The sequence below is a fragment of the Vibrio sp. OPT20 genome, from assembly GCF_963889365.1.
Taxonomy (GTDB): Bacteria; Pseudomonadota; Gammaproteobacteria; order Enterobacterales; family Vibrionaceae; genus Vibrio; species Vibrio splendidus.
Window position 1 is genome coordinate 38,842 of record NZ_CAWPOA010000084.1, and the last position, 18,955, is coordinate 57,796.

Consider the following 18,955-nt stretch of genomic DNA (forward strand, 5'->3'; position numbering starts at 1 on the left):
GAAAAGGCCGAGATCGAGAGATCTCGGCCTTTTTGTTTTGGATCGACTTCTCAATTTTTGCGATCGAAATTTGCAAAGTGATTTTGTGGATAACTCTGTGAGAAGTTTATTCGTCAGCTGTCTAAAAGCAGGGTGTAGTAAGGCTTTGAAGGGGTTTTTCGAGTGGGGATATGTTTCAGTTAACCCACAGCTAGATCAGGATCATTACTACATGTTGTGGATCTATTTTAAAAAAAGCACTTTATTCACGCAATTCACAGGTTTATCCACAAATGGTGTAAAAGTGATCGCTGGTGGATAACCTTATTAAGTGGATGTGATTGTTAGCCTTGGGATAGGTTACAATGGCAGCAAAGTAAATCAGTATAAAAGAGAAAGTCATGGACCAGTTTAAACATATCGATGTTAAAGGTGCTCAAGCCCTTATTGAACAAAGCGAAGCTCGACTTGTCGATATACGTGACCCGCAGTCTTTTGCGGTAGCTCACTCAAAAACCGCTTACCATCTTACTAACGATACCATGGTGTCGTTTATGGATGAGGTTGAGTTCGAACAGCCAATCTTAGTGATGTGTTATCACGGTATTAGTAGCCAAGGTGCGGCACAATATTTAGTGAACCAAGGCTTTGAAGAGGTATATAGTGTTGATGGTGGATTTGAAGCTTGGCATCGTGCTGAACTTCCAGTGATCGCGGGTTAATAGCCTTTATCACTTGAACCGCTTCAAGCATCTCTCATAGCATGAATAGGAAGTAACAATGATTAGATTGATGGTGTTAGACAATCCACGTCTTGCTCAAGCGTTTATTGATTATATGGCCTCTCGTCAGATCCCTATTCAGATGTCACCTGAGGGAGAAGGGCGTTTTGCTCTTTGGCTTCTTGATGGTCAATATCAGGTTGAAACCGAGGCCGAGCTCAATCGTTTCCTGTCGGAGCCCAATCATAAGCGCTATCAAGCAGCATCTTGGGACATGGCAGAGACCAGAAAGAGCAACTTCCATTATCACACGCCAAGTTTTATGGGCATGATAAAAGCCAAAGCGGGCCCCGTGACACTCAGCCTGATGTTGGTGTGTGTGGTGATTTTTGCACTGCAGCAAGTCGGTTTTGGTCAAGCTATTTTCAACGCCCTACATTTCCCTGCGGTTGACGGACAACAATGGCAATTGTGGCGTTGGTTAAGCCATGCTGTTCTGCACTTCTCTGTTATGCATATCGCATTTAATATTTTGTGGTGGTGGCAGTTAGGTGGGGATATTGAGAAAAAACTAGGTAGCCTCAAGCTACTTCAGATCTTTGCTGTCTCTTCTGCGCTTTCAGGTGCTGGGCAGTATTGGGTTGAAGGGGCGAATTTCGGTGGTTTGTCTGGTGTTGTGTATGCCTTGGTTGGCTATCTATGGGTGGTGGGTGCAAAAGCCCCTCAGCTTGGTTTAGGCATTCCAAGACAGATCGTCGGCTTTATGTTGGTGTGGCTAGTGCTTGGGTACATGCAACCGTTCATGGCCATTGCAAACACCGCTCATTTGGCTGGCCTAGCCGCTGGTGTCATTATTGGTTGGATTGATGCTATGAAAGCACCGAGTTCAGCACGAAGTGAGTAGATGCTTTTTGGCAGCAGCTAAATAATAGAGACAAAAAAAAGCGGCCAGATGAGCCGCTTTTTTATTTGGATTCGTTTTTACATCATTATTACTGATAAAGGTATTTGGTAAACAGAAGGTCAGCAATGAGGGTTTTGCCTGTTTCAGGAAGCAATACCTTGTTGAGATGTTCAACTAAGGTTTTTCTTAAATCTTCACGACCAGATAGAGACTTAATGGTTTCTTCGTTTTGTTTACCTAGCAATTCAATCACCGCATCACGAATCAGTGGTTGGTGGTGCTCAATGGCTGCCAAGTCGTTACTATTCGCAACCATTATATCGAGGCGAACCTGAATGTAGCCCAGTTTTTTACCTTTAGTGTAAAAATTGGTGGTCAGGTCAGGCTCTAGCGTGAAGTAGGCTAGTTTGGGTGCCGATTCCTCTTCAGCGAAACTTGATGCTGAAAAGAGTAGGGTAATCGCAAGAAATATTTGGGCTACATAACGTTTGTGCATATTTGTGACTTTTCTTTAGTTTATTCGCGATATTCGAAACGCATTAGTCTTGTTACAATGAGCGGTCTAAATCTAAATACGTTTACAATTCGAAGAACGCTTTAATTTTGTTCGAAAGTTGAAGCTTTATTGTACGTGTAAAGTCACCTATTGAATACTAGTATGAATCAGCCAATATCGCTGTATCTTAATTCGTTAATGAATGTAGATTGGCAAAGTACAGAAACATTTGATTTTCCTAATAAAATCACCAGAGAGTGGCTTTTGGAGCAAGGCTCTCTTTCCCGCAAGTTGGGTAAGAGCTGTCAGCACCTGTCTGTTGAGTTGCTTCATAATCAAGTTGTAGAACGCTCAATGCTACAACAGGACGAGGAACTTCTTTTATCATCGTTTGATTGCTTACTGCGTAAAGTGATTTTGAAGGGTGATGATGAGCCGTGGGTGTTAGGGCGAACCTTGATTCCTAGAGTCACATTAGAAGATCATCAGCACTCTGACCTTTCTCAACAAGGTAATGTCCCACTTGGTTTAACCGTGTTCAGCGCTGAGAACGTGGAGCGAGATGCGCTGCAAGTCGGTTGGGTTATCGCTGGCGATGAGCGACTGCTCGCGCGTCGTTCTCGATTATGGATGAACCATAAACCGATGCTTGTGGCAGAACTGTTTTTGCCAACATCACCCATTTACTCTAAGGAGAGTGTGTAAATGTTTGCCACCAAAGCGAAGGCGTATTGGCAATTAACGCGAATGAATCGCCCGATTGGTACCCTGTTACTCCTTTGGCCGACCTTATGGTCGTTGATTATCGCCGCGAAAGGCATGCCTGATTTTGATGTCTTGGTTGTTTTTGTACTTGGCGTGGTATTGATGCGTTCAGCTGGCTGTGTGATCAATGATTTTGCTGACCGTAAAGTGGATGGCCATGTAAAACGCACCAAGCAGCGTCCATTACCTTCCGGTTTGGTTTCCAGTAAGGAAGCTATTCTGCTCTTTTTAGTGTTAGCCATGGTTTCATTCTTACTGGTGCTAACCATGAATCCGCTGACGATTAAGCTTTCTGTTATCGGTGTTGGCTTAGCCTTCATTTATCCTTTTATGAAGCGTTTTACGCACCTTCCACAGTTGTTCCTCGGCTTAGCGTTTAGTTGGGCAATCCCAATGGCTTGGGCGGCGCAAACTAATGAGCTACCTAGTGTGGTCTGGTTTATTTTCATTATCAATGCGTTGTGGACGATTGCCTACGACACACAATATGCAATGGTTGACCGAGATGACGATTTAAAAATTGGCATCAAATCGACGGCTATTCTATTTGGTCGTTTCGACAAGCTTATCGTTGGCTTCTTACAGCTAGTGACACTGGCGATGTTAATAGCGTTAGGCATGCATTACCAATTAGGAGATACCTTTTATTGGGCACTGCTGGTTGCGGGGGGCTTGTTTGTGTATCAACAACATCTGATGCGCCACCGTGATCGAGACTTATGTTTCCAAGCTTTCCTAAACAACAATTATGTTGGAATGGCAGTGACAGCAGGCTTATTCATTACCTTCTGGTAAGCACGAGTTTTTGCTAAACGAACGCTCAATAAAAAGGCACCCAATGGGTGCCTTTTTTGATCGTGTTCAGTCTAGTGATTAAAGCAATTGTTAACCAAGCGGTTACTCTGCTTGGTGGATACTCTCTTGAATCGTCAGACGGACCTCTGGGTAAAGCATTGAGTAAAGAAGCTTAGCGAATTGCTGAGTCTTTTCTAAATCGCAGTTACCATCGTTATCCAAATATTGCTGCTGTTTCAAAGTTGCGAACATCGACGCAAAAACGCCTTTATCGAAGAACTCTGGTGCATTAATGCCTTGTAGACGCCCCAGTCGTTGTGCGATGTCTTGGCTCTTCTGCTCAAGATCAGATTTATCCAGATCAGGATTTTCTGCCAATAGGTTCAAAGCAATAGAGTAGCGCTGTAGCGTTTCTGAAATCGTACGGCCTAACAGCATCAGTGCTTGGCTGTTTGATTGGTTGATGGTGACTTGGTTGTCCGACACCACAAGCATACCTTGGCCAACAAGCTCATCAATGATGTTCGCCACCACGCTTTCAAGCTGATCTTCGTCGTAGCTTAAGAACAACTCTTTCTTCAAGAACGGGTAGATAGCAGCAACGTTCTCTTGAATTGCGTCAATGGTTAGGCCGTGCTGACGAATGGTCATCTGAGCAATTAACGATGGTAGAGCAAACAAATGAATGATGTTATTACGGTAGTAAGTCATCAGAATTGACTGGTGACGGTCTAGCGAAATGATGTCGCCCATTGAGTCTGATTCAATTAGGAACTTGTTCAGCGATTCAGCGTGTTTTACCAGATCTTCAGCGCTGTCTTTTGGTACCGTAAATGTATCAGAGTAAGGTACGTTCTTAAGCAGAGACAGGTAACAGTTGATCTGAGAAACCAAAGAATCACGAGACAATGCACGCTGTCTTGAAGCCAGTAACGCCGTTGCACAAAGTGTTAGTGCGTTGGTCGCTGCCGCATCGTTAATGTGTGTCATCATTTTGGTTGCCAGGTCATTGACCACTGGATTCATCCATTGTGGCTTGCTGGTTCCCATTGGGTCGATATCTTTAGTCCACTCTGGAGCGTGCTCGTTCAGATATTGGTTAAGCTGAATCGGCTCACCAAAGTTGACGTAGCCTTTACCAAAATTGCGCAGCTTACGGAGCGTACGAATCACTAGGCTCGCATTTTCTTTTTCTTTGCGCTTACCACGAAGTTCTTTTGCGTAGGTCGCCACTTCCATTACGTGCTCATAGCCGATGTACACAGGTACTAACGTTACTGGACGGTTCATGCCGCGCAGCATAGCCTGAATAGTCATCGCCAACATGCCGGTTTTAGCTTGTAGCAGGCGACCCGTACGAGAGCGACCACCTTCACTGAAATACTCAACTGAGTAACCTTTAGCGAACAATTCTGCCAGATATTCACGGAAAATAGTCGAGTACAGCTTGTTGCCTTTGAAGCTACGACGAATAAAGAATGCACCACCATGACGGAAAATAGGACCGGCAGGGAAGAAGTTCAGATTGATACCTGCAGCGATATGCGGCGGCACCATGCCCTCGTGGTAAAGCACGTAAGAAAGCAGTAAGTAATCCATGTGACTACGATGACAAGGCACATAAACAATCTCGTGACCATCTTGAGCCAGCTTACGAACGGTTGAAGCGTTGCTGATATGCAGGCCTTGATACAACTTATTCCACAACCAACCAAGAATCTTCTCACCGCGTTTGATTAGCGAGTAAGAGAAGTTCGCAGCAATCTCGTCCATGATGTCTTGAGCTTCTTTGCTCGCTTTCTCGATCGAGATGTTTTTTGCTTGTGCTTCATCTTCAATCGCTTTCTTGATCGCTTCAGATTTTAGTAGGCGGTCAAACAGAGTTTGGCGACTGGGCAGGTTAGGACCTGATGCTGCAAGTTTTTGGCGAGAAAAGTGAATACGTGCCACGCGCGCCAGTTTGTGTGCGATGGTGTTGTCGGTGCCGTGTGAGTTAGCCATATAACGCAGAGAAACCACAGGACTAAAGCGAACCAAGCAATCACGACCTGCCAGTAATACCGCTTTTGATTTCTCTAAGCCGTTCATTGCTTGTAGGTAAGGTTTCTGGTTATTCTCTTTACCAGGCTTACGACCCCACAATACAGTAGCAGGGATAACTTGAACGTCGAGATCAGAGTCTTCAGCATGCAGTGAAAGCAGCTCAGAGAAGACTTCAATTGATGAGCTTGGTACATAATCATCGTCTTGCAGTAGAGTTTTGCGAGAAGAGATAAAAACGTAGCGTTGCAGTGATTTGCCATTGATTTCAAGCTTGCTCAACGGATCAGGTAACCCTAATTCAAGTGCATGTTTTTGCAATGTAAGAATGTCTACACTTGAGCGAAACGGTAAGGCGTATACAATCGGTTTGCTCAAATCAATGTTCAAATCCTCAACAGGGTTTGAAGGAATTGATGTGCCCTTTACCAATACGGATAAAGGTAGCTTCATTAATGAACGTGAAAAAGATTGTCCAGAAGACATATAGGTTCACTGCCTCAATAGTTATTTCAATGTGCTCAAGCGTATCTCTATTTCTATGATGAAAAGGATAAATCCTGTGAGTGAAATAGGGATAAGCCTAGGCGTAAATTTAATCGATGCAAGAATACCAGAAACTGGTCTAACCTTTTAATGGAAATAGTCATATTGCCGTTAAGTTTGTGGAAAATCATTCATCGACTGATTGAGTATAGGGTTAAAAATGACCAAAAAATCAAACACCGGATTCAAACGTATCGTGAAAGCGGCGGGCTTTTCATGGCAAGGCATCACGAGCTCGTTTAAAAACGAGGCGGCATTTCGACAAGAAGTATTCATGGCCGCAGTGCTTATTCCGTTGGCGTTTTACTTAGATGTAAGCCAAGTTGAGAGAATCTTGATGATTTCAGCCGTCGTGTTGGTGATGGTTGTCGAGTTGATCAATACCGCGATTGAAGCGGTCGTTGACCGAATCGGTAGTGAACATCATGAGCTTTCTGGGATGGCGAAAGATGTTGGCTCAGCTGCAGTTTTTATCTGTTTAGTATTAGCGGGTTACGTGTGGCTAGATATCTTGTTTTTGTAATTCGCTAAAAATGAACTAAAAACAACCAATTGCTTTGCTTTTGTTCAGTTACTGGATATACTCACAGTCAACTGTATAAAAAGACAGGTGAATCATGAAGCCGTTAACGCCCCGCCAGCAACAAGTTTTTGACCTTATCAAAAGTAAGATCGAAGATTTCGGTATGCCACCGACACGTGCAGAAATCGCGCGCGAACTTGGCTTCCGTTCTGCTAATGCTGCAGAAGAACATTTAAAAGCTCTTGCTCGTAAAGAAGCGATTGAGATTATCCCGGGTGCGTCTCGTGGTATTCGTATTTTGCTTGAAGATGCAGCGAATGAAGAGCAAGGTTTACCACTAATCGGTCAGGTTGCCGCTGGTGAGCCTATTTTGGCTCAAGAGCATGTAGAAATGCATTATCAAGTTGATCCAGGCATGTTTAAACCACAAGCTGACTTCTTACTTCGTGTAAATGGCGAAAGTATGAAAGACATCGGCATTATGGACGGTGATCTATTAGCTGTTCATAAAACACAAGATGTCCGCGATGGTCAGGTTGTCGTGGCTCGTGTCGATGATGATGTAACGGTAAAACGCCTAGAACGTAAAGGTTCAACGGTGCTGTTACACGCTGAAAATGAAGAGTTTTCTCCAATCCATGTCGATCTAGAATCTCAACACTTGTCTATTGAAGGGCTGGCTGTTGGTATTATCCGCAACACTGACTGGATGTAATCAGTACAAACAGCTTATTGATATTTATTCTCAATAACTTGTTATTGTAATTGATATTCATTATCATCTTCTTTGTCGAGATACAAGGAAGATGATGATGCCAAATCCAACCAAACCTCAAATGAAGCCACTTATTCCTAAGCCGCGCTCTTCTGTTCAAAAGGCTCCTTTTGATCAAGGATCTGCACATCAGGAATTCCAAGTTCCGACGGATCTCGTTCAACATCTTTGGTTTCGCAGCCGTGAAAGCCTTGCCGATGACGGCCTAGTCTATGACCCTATCGCAGCTCAAGCCTGCAAGCGCTGCCAATTAGCACCAGAATGTCTTACTGGTGAACTCGACCAACAACAACTTCTCTACGCAACATTGACTCAGCTTTGTGACTCTCAAGTTCAACAATTTCTATCTCATAACCCAGATGCTTGGATTATCAATGTTGGGGCAGGCCTCGATACTCGTTTCTACCGTTTAGATAATGGCCGCTGTCATTGGGTTGAATTGGATGTAACTGAAAATCTAGTTTGGCGCCAACGCCTGTTCCACAAGAATGAACGCTACCGTTTGGAGTGTGGTTCGGTTGACGATCTGACTTGGTTGGATGAGCTCAACATCCCAGAACAAGCCTCAGTGATGGTGGTGTGCGAACATGCTTTGCTTGATTGCAATGAACAACAAACCGCATATTTTATTCAGTCATTGAGTCGTTACTTTACTCATGCACACGCGTGTTTAGTGTTAGCTGGAGACAAAAGCTCTAGTGCTCTTGGGCAAAAGCTTGGTTCAGGAAAATATGCACATGGCTTATCTTCTCCAGTAGACAGTGTTCTTAATTGGCTGCCATGGGCGCAATGGGTAAAAGCGTTTTCTCCACTTGATCAACAATGCAATCGTTGGAAATTGTGGCAGCGATTACTGTGTAAGATCTCTCAGGTCAAAAAGCGCTTAACGCCACAGTTGGTGCTTGTTAAGTGGTAGTGCTAGCGACTTTGTTTGCAGGTAGCTGAATAGAAGTATCAAGATAAGTAAAACCCCACAACATAGTGAAAGCCCACTCACTAGGTTAAACTATCGCCTCTAATCAAAGAGGTGATCGTGAAGCTATTTAATCCCCAAACTATTTTTCAAACGCTATCTAATCAGGCGATGCACAAAAAAGTGCTATTGCTCGCGATCCCGATGGTTCTCTCTAATATTACGGTTCCACTGTTGGGCTTAGTCGATGCTGCGGTTATCGGTCACCTAGAGCATTCTTGGTATTTAGGTGGTGTGGCCTTAGGCGGCACCATGATCAGTGTGACCTTCTGGTTGCTTGGTTTCCTGCGTATGTCGACGACTGGATTGGCCGCGCAATCTTATGGTGCGAATGATGGTAAGCAGCTTGGTTTAGTCTTTGTGCAAGGCGTGACTATGGCCTTAGGGTTTGCTGGTGTCTTTTTGCTTTTACACAGCTTTGTTGCGGATGCGGTTTTCTCATTGAGCAGTGCCAGCGAGCAAGTCAAACATTATGGCCTGCAGTACTTCTCTATCCGTGCCTGGAGTGCGCCTGCTGCCCTAACTAACTTTGTAATTTTAGGTTGGTTGCTCGGAACCCAAAATGCTAAAGCGCCAATGTGGATGGTGATTATCACTAATATCACCAACATTGTTTTAGATATCGTATTTGTGATTGGCCTCGGCTGGCAAGTTGAAGGTGCGGCATTGGCATCGGTGATAGCGGACTATGCGGGTCTAACGTTTGGCTTAATTTGTGTTTATCGAATCTGGATGAAGAGGCAACTGCCATCTCCATGGGAGCTGCTTAAGAAAACCAGCCAAGGTTTGAGTCGTTTCGTAAAACTGAATCGCGATATCTTTCTGCGCTCGCTTTGTCTGCAAGCGACTTTCACTTTTATGACCTTCCAAGGTGCAAGTTTTGGTGATGATGTGGTGGCGGCCAATGCGGTATTGATGAGCTTCTTGATGATCATTTCTTATGGGATGGATGGTTTTGCCTACGCAATGGAAGCTATGGTCGGAAAGGCGATTGGCGCGAAAGATAAAGAAGAGTTAAATCAGTCTTTGATTGGCACTTTCTTCTGGAGCTTCAATATTTGTTTGATACTGACCATAGCGTTCGCGATTGCTGGGTCTAGTTTGATTAATATGATTACTACAATTCCAGAGGTTAAGAGTCAGGCTGAGGTGTATCTGCCATGGCTGATTGCGATGCCGCTCATTTCTATGTGGTGCTTCTTGCTAGACGGGATTTTCGTGGGCGCTACCAAAGGCAAAGATATGCGTAACAGTATGTTTGTGGCCACCTGCAGTTTCTTTGCGATTTTCTACTTAGCATCAGGTTTAGAGAACCATGCGCTGTGGCTAGCAATGTTGAGCTTTATGGCAATGCGCGGCATTGGTCTTGGTGTTCTATTTATCTCTCAGTGGAAGAAAGGGGAGTTTCTCGCTTAGCTTAGATAGATTAGATAGATTAGATAGATTAGTTCAGGGAGCGAAAAAGAGAAGCTGTGCAGGTAAAGTGGCATTTGGAACACCATGATCTAATTGCTAGCATGACTATATAATTCAGTAGTTTAAATAAAAACAGCAAGCTCATGGCTTGCTGTTTATGTATTTGGCCTACAGGTGGTCAAATAGTCCTATTGGTTCTTTGTTTAGAACAAACGGTTAAGTCCGTTCAGCGCTGCGACGCGATAAGCTTCGGCCATTGTTGGATAGTTGAAGGTCGTATTCACAAAGTACTCGATGGTATTTGCTTCGCCTTTCTGTTCCATGATTGCCTGACCGATGTGGATGATCTCAGCAGCACGCTCACCAAAAACGTGGATACCTAAAATCTCTTTAGTTTCACGATGGAAAAGTATCTTCAAGCTACCAATATCTTTACCTGCGATTTGAGCACGAGCTAAGTGTTTGAATGAAGATCGTCCCACTTCATAAGGTACTTTAGCCGCAGTAAGCTCTTGTTCTGTTTTACCGACAGAGCTGATCTCAGGAATGGTATAGATACCTGTTGGGATGTCTTCGATAAGGTGTCGTTCTGCTTCACCTTTCACCACGGCTTGGGCCACGAATCGACCTTGGTCATAAGCAGCACTTGCTAGGCTAGGATACCCAATCACATCACCAACAGCGTAAACATGTTCAACACTGGTTTGGTAGTTGCTGTTGACTGATACTTGTCCTCGAGAGTCCGCTTCTAAGCCAACGGCACCAAGATTCAGCTTGTCAGTATTACCCGTTCGGCCATTGGCATACAGTAGACAGTCGGCTCGCATTTTCTTACCAGACTCTAAGTGAATGATTACACCGTCGTCAGTACCTTCAATTTTCTCAAAGGTTTCATCGTTACGAATAACAACGCCGCTGTTCCAGAAGTGATAAGACAGAGCATCCGAGGTTTCATTGTCTAAGAATGACAACAGGCGATCGCGAGTATTAATAAGATCGGTTTTAACGCCCAAACCACGGAAGATCGACGCGTATTCACAACCAATAACGCCAGCACCATAGATGATGATGTGTTGAGGGTCGTGTTTAAGAGAAAGAATCGAGTCGCTGTCGTAGATACGTTCATGCAGAAAGTCGACGTTGTCTGGCTGATAAGGGCGAGAACCTGTCGCGATAACAAATTTGTCTGCGCTGTAATGTTCTTCAGTACCATCGCTCTGCATGACAGATATAGTGTTAGTATCGATAAAACGCGCAGTACCAAATACCAATGTGCACTGGTTACGGTCGTAGAAGCCTTGGCGCAATCGAGTCTGTTTGTCGATGACTGATTTAGCATGACCCAGAATGTTGGAGAAGGTTGAGTGAATGCTTTTATTGTTCTGACAAAACAGCGGGTTGCTATTGAATTCAATGATGCGGCTTACTGCATGACGTAGCGCTTTTGAAGGAATCGTCCCCCAGTGGGTGCAACCACCACCAACGCTGCTCTCTTTTTCAATGATTGCAACGTTCAACCCGGCTTTGGTTAATCCCATCGCTGCCCCTTCTCCTCCGGGGCCACTACCAATTACGATTACATCAAAGTGGTTGGAGTGCGGCATAGATATCTTCCTTGTTATATTTGATTAACATTGCTTTAGCGAGATTTTAACTGATTCTGTTCTTGGGTACATGAAAAGGGCATCAGAGAGTCGGTGGGATCACGCAGTGTTATCGAAAAAATAATATTTGGTATGTCGTATGTCTCCAAATGACAGTGTGGATATTGAAATTTTTTCTTCGAACGTATTTACTTCGGTACGTGAACAAAGAGGTGTGTTTAGTGTCTTATATAACCAGAGTGCCTTATATAAATATGTGATTCGCGTTATATTGAACAGAGTATTAGGCATGCCTGTTTTGGCTGTAAAAGAAGAGTTTGATAAAGTATGAAACCAATGGGCATTCGCGCGCAGCAAAAAGAAAAAACTCGTCGTAGCTTAATCGACGCAGCATTTAGCCAGCTCAGTGCCGATCGTAGCTTTTCCAACCTAAGCTTGAGAGAAGTTGCTCGTGAGGCTGGAATAGCGCCGACTTCCTTTTATCGTCATTTCAAAGACATGGATGAGCTTGGCTTAACCATGGTTGATGAAGGTGGCTTACTGTTGCGTCAGCTAATGCGTCAAGCTAGGCAACGCATAGTAAAAGAAGGCAGTGTGATTCGTACCTCGGTTGAAACCTTTATGGAATTCATTGAAAGCAGCCCAAACGTATTCAGACTGTTATTGCGAGAGCGCTCAGGAACCTCTTTTGAGTTTCGTGCTGCGGTAGCTCGTGAGATACAGCACTTCTCTGCTGAGTTAACCGAATATTTGATAACGACTGGCATGACACGAGATGAAGCTTTTACTCAAGCTGAAGCCTCCGTCATTTTGGTCTTCAACTCAGGGGCAGAAGCATTAGATTTAGATCGACGTCAGCGAGATGAATTGGCTGATCGCTTGATCATGCAATTGCGAATGATGGCCAAAGGTGCTTTTTGGTATCGTAAAGAACGTGAACGTAACCGATTAAAAGGCGGGATTGAATAATGTCGAATGAAAATAATACTGTAAACCGTGGTTCTGAAAGAAAGACACTCGTACTTGCTGTTGTTGCAGGTGTGTGTGGTGATGCACTGTTATCTTGGGTAACAATGAGCGAAGTGGGCTTCTCTATTTTCCCATTGATTGCTTTAGTTTTGGCTGTACAAGCGCTTTACCAAGAATACCTAACTAATCCAGTATCTGAAGATATTCCATTAGTGGGTTTAGCTTGTTTCTTTGTAGGTGCATTTGGCCATTCGGCTTTTGTGAAAGCACAACACCCTGATGCAGGATCAAACTTCTTTGCGATTATTGTCGCGATGCTGCTACTCGCTTGGGTAGGTAAGAAGCTAGGCTTTATCGGTAAAACCGCTTAAACCAACGTCAACGTATAAATAAAAAAACGAGCCAATTGGCTCGTTTTTTTGTATCTGCTGTTTAGCTTCGACTTCGACCTAGATAGCGAGACTTACGCTTTACGCTCTAGGAATACACCGGCTTCCATGTGGTGCGTATAAGGGAACTGATCAAATAGAGCAAAACGAGTGATGTCGTGTGTTTCGCTTAGAATGTCTAGGTTCTCTTTCAATGTCTCAGGGTTACAAGAGATGTACATGATGCGCTCGTAGCCTTGAACCATCTTACAAGTATCAACGTCCATACCTGAACGCGGTGGATCAACAAAGATAGTGTTGCAGTTGTAGCTCTTCAGATCGATGTTTGCTTGTTGTAGGCGGCGGAATTCACGCTTACCTTCCATTGCTACGGTAAAATCTTCCGCAGACATACGGATAATCTGAACATTATCAATCTTGTTCGCCGCAATGTTGTATTGAGCAGACTCAACAGATGGCTTCGCTAGCTCAGTTGCAAGTACACGCTCAAAGTTTTGTGCCAGAGCTAATGAGAAGTTACCGTTGCCACAGTAAAGCTCTAATAAGTCACCTTTGCTGTCTTGAGTGCAGTCGACAGCCCATTCCAGCATTTTCTCTGCTACTTTGCCGTTTGGTTGAGTAAAGCTGTTCTCTACTTGTTGGTAAATGTAGCTGTCACCATTCACGTCTAGCTTTTCAATTACGTAGTCGCGATCAAGGACGATTTTCATCTTACGCGCGCGACCAATCAGGTTTAGGTTAAAACCTTCATCATTCAATTGCTGCTTCAGTGCTTTAGCATCTTGAATCCATTGCTCACCCAATTGACGGTGGTAAAGCAGTGATACCAAAATCTCACCACTCAACGTAGAAAGAAAATCAACTTGGAATAGCTTATGGCGTAGAGAGTGGTTGTCCTTCATTGCATCTGTTAGTAGAGGCATTAAATCGTTGATAAGACGGCTAGCTGCTGGGAACTGGTCTACACGGTATTTTTCTTTGGTCTCTTGATTGAACATGACGTAATACATATCGTCACCTTCATGCCACACGCGAAATTCAGCACGCATGCGGTAGTGTTGTTCTGGAGATTCATACACTTCCAACTCAGGCACATCGTATTGTGAGAACATTTCAGTAAGACGCTCAGTCTTTTCTGCTAGTTGTTCTTGGTAGCGTTGCGGGTTTACATCTAAATTCGCCATTGTTATGCCTTTTTGCTGTCGTGCTTTTAAATCAAGAGCGCAGATTTTATTCAATCACAGGCGCTTGTCCAGTGTTGAGAGCTATTCAATGTAAATCGAGCATGAAAACTATAGCTTATAACTATCTTAGACTAGACAAATGATTCATAGGTTAATACTATCTCCCGCAAGCTGGTGCCATTTGGATGTATAGATGGCTGAAGAGGGAATCTGGTGTAAATCCAGAACTGACGCGCAGCGGTAAGAGAGAACGAGTATTCAAAGACACTGCAAATAGCTTTTTGTGGGAAGTCGAATATCAGGTAACCATAAGGTTGTGCTCTTGAGTCCGAATACCTGCCAGCGGCTAAGCCATACAATGTGGCTTGGTAGGACTTTACGCGATTTAGGATCACAACATGAACAAATCCCTTTTAGCGGTTGCTGTAGCATCGCTACTTTCACCTATCTCCAATTTACACGCACAAGAAGTATCTACTGACGAAACCATGGTGGTTTTAGCTCGTAGTGACTTTAATAATTCAATCGACGATATACCTGCCAATGTAACAGTTATTACATCAGACGATATAGCTGCGAGTGGAGCTAAAAGCTTAGACACATTGCTGCGAGCTAGAGCAGGAATTCAAGTTTCTGATACTAACAGCGGGCCATCATTCTCATTGCGTGGTTTTACTGGTGGGCAAGCTGCTAACAATACACTGATCCTAGTTGATGGACGTCGTCTTAATAAGCAGGATTTGTCAGCCCCACAGGTTAGTTCAATATTAATATCTCAGATAGAGAGAGTTGAGATATTGTCGGGTAGTGCTGGTGTGCTTTATGGGGATCAAGCCGTAGGTGGTGTTATTAATATAATCACTAAAGGGGCTTCACAAGATGGCGGTAATTTGTCAGTTAGCGCTGGCAGCTTCGATTCCTTTGCTGGCAATGTTGATGTTTCTAAAAAACTAAACGAGCAATGGAGTTTGTTCTTTAGTGCTAGTCAAGATAACAGTGACAATTACAGAGATCATAATGCTCGTGAAACAGGAGCGTTGTTAAGCCGATTGAATTATAAACAAGATTCAACTGAATTCTTTGTAGAGGCTAGTTACTACGATAATAATCGAGAGTATGCCGGTTCATTGACAGAGGAGCAGTATAAGAGTGACCCGACACAAGCCGCTTCTGCGAATCAAACAGATTATTCTCATGAAATCACCCAAGCATTTAGAGCTGGTTATAAGCAAAATGTGAATGAATCTTGGATCTTAGGGACTGATGTTATTTACGATAATACATCTGGTTCAGGCTCTGCATGGGGAAGCTCAACGATCAGCGATAGTAAGCAATTGTTTGGTTCAATAAAGCTGGAAAATCAGTTTTCAACAGGATCTGGCGAAGGTAATGCTTTATTAGGGCTTGAAGGGGCAAACCGTGATCATTCTTATAAATCATCTTCCACCGATCGTTCGAATGAACAAGATACTTACAGCGTCTTTGGACAAGTTAACTACCCACTTCTTGATGATTTAACTCTTACAACAGGCGCACGTTATAGTGCTGTTGAAGATAAGATTTTTGATGCAGCTATATATCCAAGTAAAGAGAAATTAACAGAGGCACAGGATGCTTATGAACTTGGGCTTAATTATAACGTTAACGAGTCACAACGAATTTATCTACGAGGCGAGACAAATTTTCGGTTCGCTAAAATTGATGAGCAAGCCTATACCTCTCCTGGCGTCCTTGGTCTAAAGCCGCAAACGGGTAAATCAATTGAAGCTGGTTGGGGATTAATTGAGAACAATTATAGTCTCAGAGTTGATGTGTATAACTTACAGCTTGAAGATGAAATTATTTTTGATAGTAGTGCTCCCACTCCTATTGGGGGCGCTTTTACTGGAGCTAATGTGAATGCAGATGAGTCGGAGAGAAATGGCTTTACGGTAAGTGGTGATCTATATGCTACCGACTCGGTTTTGTTAGGTTTGGAATATAGTTTCATTGATGCTGAATTCTCTTCTGGCGATGACAAAGGTAAGAAGCTACCTTGGGTTGCCCGAAATTCAGGGCGTGCATTTGCTACCTATGACATTAGTTACAACTGGCAAGTTTTTGTTGAAGGTGTCTATACTGGTACTAGATTTAAAGACGGTGATACATCAAATAGTTTGGCAAAGCTTCCAGCCTATTGGTTGAGCAACATTGCTGTTAATTTTTCTCAAGATGTATGGTCGGCAGGACTTCGTATAGACAATGCATTTGACGAAAAATACCCTGCGAATGCCAACAATTGGGGAGCATATTACCCTGGTGATGGTAGGAAAGTCATTTTGACTGGCGCCTATAAATTCTAATTTACACCTAAACCGCCTCCGGGCGGTTTTTTCTTATTGGGTATATCAATGAAAAAGAAAGTCGTCATAAGTTGGTCGTCAGGTAAAGACTCGACATTAACGTTAGAGCGTCTACTTGAAAGCTCCGAATATGAAGTTGTTGCTCTCTATACGACGTATGTTGGAGATGAAGTTCCTTTCCAAGTGACTCCGATTGATGTGGTTGCTATGCAAGCTAAGTTAGTCGGGTTGCCATTAATCACGATTGAGCTTCCAGAAGTGTTCCCTAGTAATGAGATTTATCAAAGTACTATTGTCTCCGCACTTAAAGGTTCTGGCTTATCAATTGATGCGGTCGCGTTTGGAGACATGTTTTGTAATGGCATTGCAGATTATCGAAGAAGCTATATAGAACCAGCCGGTTGGGAATGTGTGTTCCCTCTAATGGGAGAGAGCAGCCAGGCACTTGCGAGTGAAATAATAGACAGAGGAATTGAAACCTTTCTCGTCACGGTCGATAGTGATGCATTAGACATGAGCTATTGCGGAAAAGAATACACGCTTGAACTAATAGACAGCTTACCGAATCATGTCGACCCATGTGGCGAAGATGGTGAGTTCCATACCTTAGTAACGTCAGCGCCATGCTTTAAAGGAAAGCTCAAGATAGAGCTAGAAAATGTAGAGCAAGGTGAGCGCTTTGTTCATCAACGTTATCAAGCTTGCATTATATAGAGTGAGGATTGGCGAAAACTAAGCGAAGGAGTATCATTGCAGCGAAACTTATTATAGGTAATCGTTGTGTCGGATAGTCTGCAAAAAAATATATTGGTCTTTGATTCTGGGGTGGGTGGTCTATCTGTATATAAAGAGATAAGCCAGTTACTACCGAATCATAACTATACTTATGTATTCGATAACGAGGCTTATCCATACGGTGAACTCGATCAACAAGTTCTTGTCCGCAGAGTCCAAAGTATCGTCGCTAGCTTTGTGGCTAGCCACGCTATTGATATCGTAGTAATAGCCTGTAATACCGCAAGTACGATTGTGTTACCTACACTCCGTGCTAATAATCTAATCCCAATTGTTGGCGTTGTTCCGGCAATCAAGCCGGCATCCCTACTTGCCAATAAAGCTGTGGGTCTCATTGCTACTCCCGCAACGATTACTCGTGAATACACACACGAGCTCATCAAAAACTTCTCGAGTAATAAAAGAGTCGAGCTTTTAGGTTCTACTCGGCTGGTGGATATGGCTGAAGATAAACTCAGAGGTGAGGCGATTAACCTTGAAGAGTTACAGCAAATCCTTCAACCGATGATCAATACAATTGATGTGGCCGTTTTAGGATGCACACATTTCCCGCTGATAAAATCTGAGATTCAACAAGTCTTAGGTAAGAGTGTTTTATTGGTTGATTCCGGTAAAGCGATTGCGAAGCGAGTTCAAGATTTATTGGATTTGGAAAGTGGTAATAGAGAAGGGGGAGTGCGCGAGGTTTTTTGTAGTGCACTTCCTAAGAAAGAAAGTGCACTAAATAGCACGTTAAAGCAGTTAGGATTTAGCTCAGTTCAGCTTCGTCCGTTTCTGGATGTTTAGGATCATTTGCAACTCGCACTTTTAAAGTTCGTTGCATGTAATCTTTATCGTTAAGTTCTGAAATAGCATGATTCACATCATTGCTAGCCATTACGACAAATCCAAAGCCTCTTCTTTTACCAGTACGTTTGTCTTTCATTAAGCGTACTGCAAATACTTCACCATACTCTGAGAATAATTCACGTACGTGTGATTCATTCGCTTTGTATGGAAGGTTACCTACATAAAGTGTTTTTGTTGATGCCTTAGGTTCTGAATCTGATTTTGAGTCGGTGCTTGAAAAGTTAACAACAAAAGCGGAAGCCAAGACACCAAGGATAAAGGTAATTGCAGGCGATATATCTACCTGAGAGAAAACAATGCCACCTAGAACAGCTAGTGCGACAATTAACAACATCGATTTTTTTGAGTTCATATCGGAATACTACATATTAATAAACGAAATAGACGCATCTACTCTTAACAAAATAGATACATGAATCTTACGTTCATGGTTTCCATTTTGCCAATGTATTGCTGTGATACGCCTCAAATGTTTAGTTTTTATTCGAAAAATGCGGATCTGGTGGCTTTTTAGGCGAACAAAACTTTTATTCAAAAAAGCCCTTGTGCTCTATGTCGATCTCTCTATAATGCCGCCTCACCGACACGGAGTGAGACGAAAGTCACACGGCGAAATCGGTAGAGAAAAAGGAGTTGAAAATAACCCTTGACTCTCTAAGTGGTGCAGGTATAGTACGCACCCCTAGCGACTGAGATGTGAATCACAAAACGCTAGCGCTCTTTAACAATTTAAACCTATCAATCTGTGTGGGCACTCGTTGATGAATATCAAAACGTCATTCTTAGGAATGGCAGTTACTTCGGTAACAAACTTGATTTCAATGAACTGAGTGACCAATACAAAATTAAGTTTACTTAATTTTGGCACAGTCAATTCATTACCATTCTG

Annotated in this window: 19 protein-coding genes and 1 riboswitch; of the genes, 14 read left to right on the forward strand and 5 right to left on the reverse strand. The window is 43.2% G+C overall.

Going from position 1 to position 18,955, the window contains the following annotated elements; translation table 11 throughout:
* Nucleotides 1-380: 380 nt before the first annotated feature.
* The gene (glpE, locus tag AACR09_RS18905) at nucleotides 381-701 is read left to right on the forward strand and encodes a thiosulfate sulfurtransferase GlpE (RefSeq protein ID WP_017084865.1); all 321 of its coding nucleotides are present in this window, start codon (nucleotides 381-383) and stop codon (nucleotides 699-701) included.
* Nucleotides 702-759: 58 nt separating this feature from the next.
* A complete protein-coding gene (gene glpG, locus AACR09_RS18910; RefSeq protein ID WP_004736710.1) occupies nucleotides 760-1,605 on the forward strand; it encodes a rhomboid family intramembrane serine protease GlpG in 846 nt (281 codons plus the stop codon).
* Nucleotides 1,606-1,693: 88 nt separating this feature from the next.
* On the opposite strand, the gene AACR09_RS18915 is transcribed toward glpG, so the two are convergent.
* A complete protein-coding gene (locus AACR09_RS18915) occupies nucleotides 1,694-2,101 on the reverse strand; it encodes a flagellar basal body-associated protein FliL (protein WP_004736708.1) in 408 nt (135 codons plus the stop codon).
* A 162-nt stretch (nucleotides 2,102-2,263) separates the two neighbouring features.
* On the opposite strand from AACR09_RS18915, the gene AACR09_RS18920 reads away from it, so the two are divergent.
* Both AACR09_RS18920 and ubiA read left to right on the forward strand, forming a co-directional pair.
* Nucleotides 2,264-2,806: a chorismate lyase gene (locus AACR09_RS18920; protein ID WP_004736706.1), complete on the forward strand. Its 543-nt coding sequence runs from the start codon at nucleotides 2,264-2,266 to the stop codon at nucleotides 2,804-2,806.
* Nucleotides 2,807-3,661 carry a 4-hydroxybenzoate octaprenyltransferase gene (gene ubiA, locus AACR09_RS18925; protein ID WP_054542655.1) on the forward strand — a complete coding sequence of 285 codons (855 nt, stop codon included), beginning with the start codon at nucleotides 2,807-2,809 and terminating at the stop codon, nucleotides 3,659-3,661.
* A 102-nt stretch (nucleotides 3,662-3,763) separates the two neighbouring features.
* On the opposite strand, the gene plsB is transcribed toward ubiA, so the two are convergent.
* Nucleotides 3,764-6,187, reverse strand: a complete 2,424-nt coding sequence (gene plsB, locus AACR09_RS18930) for a glycerol-3-phosphate 1-O-acyltransferase PlsB (protein WP_193834475.1) — start codon at nucleotides 6,185-6,187, stop codon at nucleotides 3,764-3,766.
* A 220-nt stretch (nucleotides 6,188-6,407) separates the two neighbouring features.
* Between plsB and AACR09_RS18935 the strand changes: the two genes are divergently transcribed.
* The 4 genes from AACR09_RS18935 (at nucleotide 6,408) to dinF (ending at nucleotide 9,934) form a co-directional block, all read left to right on the forward strand.
* The gene (locus AACR09_RS18935) at nucleotides 6,408-6,770 is read left to right on the forward strand and encodes a diacylglycerol kinase (RefSeq protein ID WP_054542654.1); all 363 of its coding nucleotides are present in this window, start codon (nucleotides 6,408-6,410) and stop codon (nucleotides 6,768-6,770) included.
* 94 nt (nucleotides 6,771-6,864) lie between these two features.
* Nucleotides 6,865-7,485: a transcriptional repressor LexA gene (gene lexA / locus AACR09_RS18940; protein WP_004736702.1), complete on the forward strand. Its 621-nt coding sequence runs from the start codon at nucleotides 6,865-6,867 to the stop codon at nucleotides 7,483-7,485.
* Between the two features lie 97 nt (nucleotides 7,486-7,582).
* Complete coding sequence (locus AACR09_RS18945) at nucleotides 7,583-8,461, forward strand: class I SAM-dependent methyltransferase (protein WP_029221908.1); 879 nt, start codon at nucleotides 7,583-7,585, stop codon at nucleotides 8,459-8,461.
* A 117-nt stretch (nucleotides 8,462-8,578) separates the two neighbouring features.
* Nucleotides 8,579-9,934 (forward strand): MATE family efflux transporter DinF, encoded by a 1,356-nt coding sequence (gene dinF / locus AACR09_RS18950; RefSeq protein WP_193834476.1) that lies wholly within the window; start codon nucleotides 8,579-8,581, stop codon nucleotides 9,932-9,934.
* Between the two features lie 203 nt (nucleotides 9,935-10,137).
* Here dinF and sthA read toward each other — a convergent pair whose 3' ends face one another.
* A complete protein-coding gene (gene sthA, locus AACR09_RS18955) occupies nucleotides 10,138-11,538 on the reverse strand; it encodes a Si-specific NAD(P)(+) transhydrogenase (RefSeq protein ID WP_004736699.1) in 1,401 nt (466 codons plus the stop codon).
* 139 nt (nucleotides 11,539-11,677) lie between these two features.
* On the opposite strand from sthA, the gene AACR09_RS18960 reads away from it, so the two are divergent.
* Genes AACR09_RS18960 through AACR09_RS18970 form a run of 3 tightly spaced genes read left to right on the forward strand, consistent with a single transcriptional unit; the run spans nucleotide 11,678 to nucleotide 12,878 of the window.
* A complete protein-coding gene (locus AACR09_RS18960; protein ID WP_004736698.1) occupies nucleotides 11,678-11,869 on the forward strand; it encodes a hypothetical protein in 192 nt (63 codons plus the stop codon).
* Nucleotides 11,866-12,507 (forward strand): HTH-type transcriptional repressor FabR, encoded by a 642-nt coding sequence (gene fabR, locus AACR09_RS18965; protein ID WP_004736697.1) that lies wholly within the window; start codon nucleotides 11,866-11,868, stop codon nucleotides 12,505-12,507. The genes AACR09_RS18960 and fabR overlap by 4 nt, the downstream gene beginning before the upstream one ends.
* The gene (locus AACR09_RS18970) at nucleotides 12,507-12,878 is read left to right on the forward strand and encodes a YijD family membrane protein (RefSeq protein ID WP_004736696.1); all 372 of its coding nucleotides are present in this window, start codon (nucleotides 12,507-12,509) and stop codon (nucleotides 12,876-12,878) included. Before fabR ends, AACR09_RS18970 begins: the two co-directional genes overlap by 1 nt.
* Nucleotides 12,879-12,970: 92 nt before the next feature.
* Here AACR09_RS18970 and trmA read toward each other — a convergent pair whose 3' ends face one another.
* Entirely contained in the window at nucleotides 12,971-14,080 is a 1,110-nt protein-coding gene (gene trmA / locus AACR09_RS18975) for a tRNA (uridine(54)-C5)-methyltransferase TrmA (protein WP_004736694.1), read from the reverse strand.
* A gap of 155 nt (nucleotides 14,081-14,235) precedes the next feature.
* Nucleotides 14,236-14,438, forward strand: a riboswitch (cobalamin riboswitch).
* Nucleotides 14,439-14,478: 40 nt separating this feature from the next.
* Between trmA and AACR09_RS18980 the strand changes: the two genes are divergently transcribed.
* The 3 genes from AACR09_RS18980 to murI are packed head-to-tail and all read left to right on the forward strand — an operon-like array spanning nucleotide 14,479 to nucleotide 18,003.
* On the forward strand, nucleotides 14,479-16,422 hold the full coding sequence (locus AACR09_RS18980) for a TonB-dependent receptor (protein WP_017104714.1): 1,944 nt from the start codon (nucleotides 14,479-14,481) through the stop codon (nucleotides 16,420-16,422).
* A 48-nt stretch (nucleotides 16,423-16,470) separates the two neighbouring features.
* On the forward strand, nucleotides 16,471-17,136 hold the full coding sequence (locus AACR09_RS18985; RefSeq protein WP_193834478.1) for an adenine nucleotide alpha hydrolase: 666 nt from the start codon (nucleotides 16,471-16,473) through the stop codon (nucleotides 17,134-17,136).
* A 60-nt stretch (nucleotides 17,137-17,196) separates the two neighbouring features.
* Entirely contained in the window at nucleotides 17,197-18,003 is an 807-nt protein-coding gene (gene murI, locus AACR09_RS18990; protein ID WP_108167452.1) for a glutamate racemase, read from the forward strand.
* Here murI and AACR09_RS18995 read toward each other — a convergent pair.
* Nucleotides 17,966-18,418, reverse strand: a complete 453-nt coding sequence (locus AACR09_RS18995) for an RNA recognition motif domain-containing protein (protein WP_004736687.1) — start codon at nucleotides 18,416-18,418, stop codon at nucleotides 17,966-17,968. The two genes, murI and AACR09_RS18995, sit on opposite strands and share 38 nt — an antisense overlap.
* Nucleotides 18,419-18,955: the final 537 nt, after the last annotated feature.

Bases quoted from the DNA above. Each gene is read 5' to 3' on its own strand.
- glpE (WP_017084865.1), top strand. From the start codon at position 381: ATGGACCAGTTTAAACATATCGATGTTAAAGGTGCTCAAGCCCTTATT.
- glpG (WP_004736710.1), top strand. From the start codon at position 760: ATGATTAGATTGATGGTGTTAGACAATCCACGTCTTGCTCAAGCGTTT.
- AACR09_RS18915 (WP_004736708.1), bottom strand. From the start codon at position 2,101: ATGCACAAACGTTATGTAGCCCAAATATTTCTTGCGATTACCCTACTC.
- AACR09_RS18920 (WP_004736706.1), top strand. From the start codon at position 2,264: ATGAATCAGCCAATATCGCTGTATCTTAATTCGTTAATGAATGTAGAT.
- ubiA (WP_054542655.1), top strand. From the start codon at position 2,807: ATGTTTGCCACCAAAGCGAAGGCGTATTGGCAATTAACGCGAATGAAT.
- plsB (WP_193834475.1), bottom strand. From the start codon at position 6,187: ATGTCTTCTGGACAATCTTTTTCACGTTCATTAATGAAGCTACCTTTA.
- AACR09_RS18935 (WP_054542654.1), top strand. From the start codon at position 6,408: ATGACCAAAAAATCAAACACCGGATTCAAACGTATCGTGAAAGCGGCG.
- lexA (WP_004736702.1), top strand. From the start codon at position 6,865: ATGAAGCCGTTAACGCCCCGCCAGCAACAAGTTTTTGACCTTATCAAA.
- AACR09_RS18945 (WP_029221908.1), top strand. From the start codon at position 7,583: ATGCCAAATCCAACCAAACCTCAAATGAAGCCACTTATTCCTAAGCCG.
- sthA (WP_004736699.1), bottom strand. From the start codon at position 11,538: ATGCCGCACTCCAACCACTTTGATGTAATCGTAATTGGTAGTGGCCCC.
- AACR09_RS18960 (WP_004736698.1), top strand. From the start codon at position 11,678: ATGTCTCCAAATGACAGTGTGGATATTGAAATTTTTTCTTCGAACGTA.
- fabR (WP_004736697.1), top strand. From the start codon at position 11,866: ATGAAACCAATGGGCATTCGCGCGCAGCAAAAAGAAAAAACTCGTCGT.
- AACR09_RS18970 (WP_004736696.1), top strand. From the start codon at position 12,507: ATGTCGAATGAAAATAATACTGTAAACCGTGGTTCTGAAAGAAAGACA.
- trmA (WP_004736694.1), bottom strand. From the start codon at position 14,080: ATGGCGAATTTAGATGTAAACCCGCAACGCTACCAAGAACAACTAGCA.
- AACR09_RS18980 (WP_017104714.1), top strand. From the start codon at position 14,479: ATGAACAAATCCCTTTTAGCGGTTGCTGTAGCATCGCTACTTTCACCT.
- AACR09_RS18985 (WP_193834478.1), top strand. From the start codon at position 16,471: ATGAAAAAGAAAGTCGTCATAAGTTGGTCGTCAGGTAAAGACTCGACA.
- AACR09_RS18995 (WP_004736687.1), bottom strand. From the start codon at position 18,418: ATGAACTCAAAAAAATCGATGTTGTTAATTGTCGCACTAGCTGTTCTA.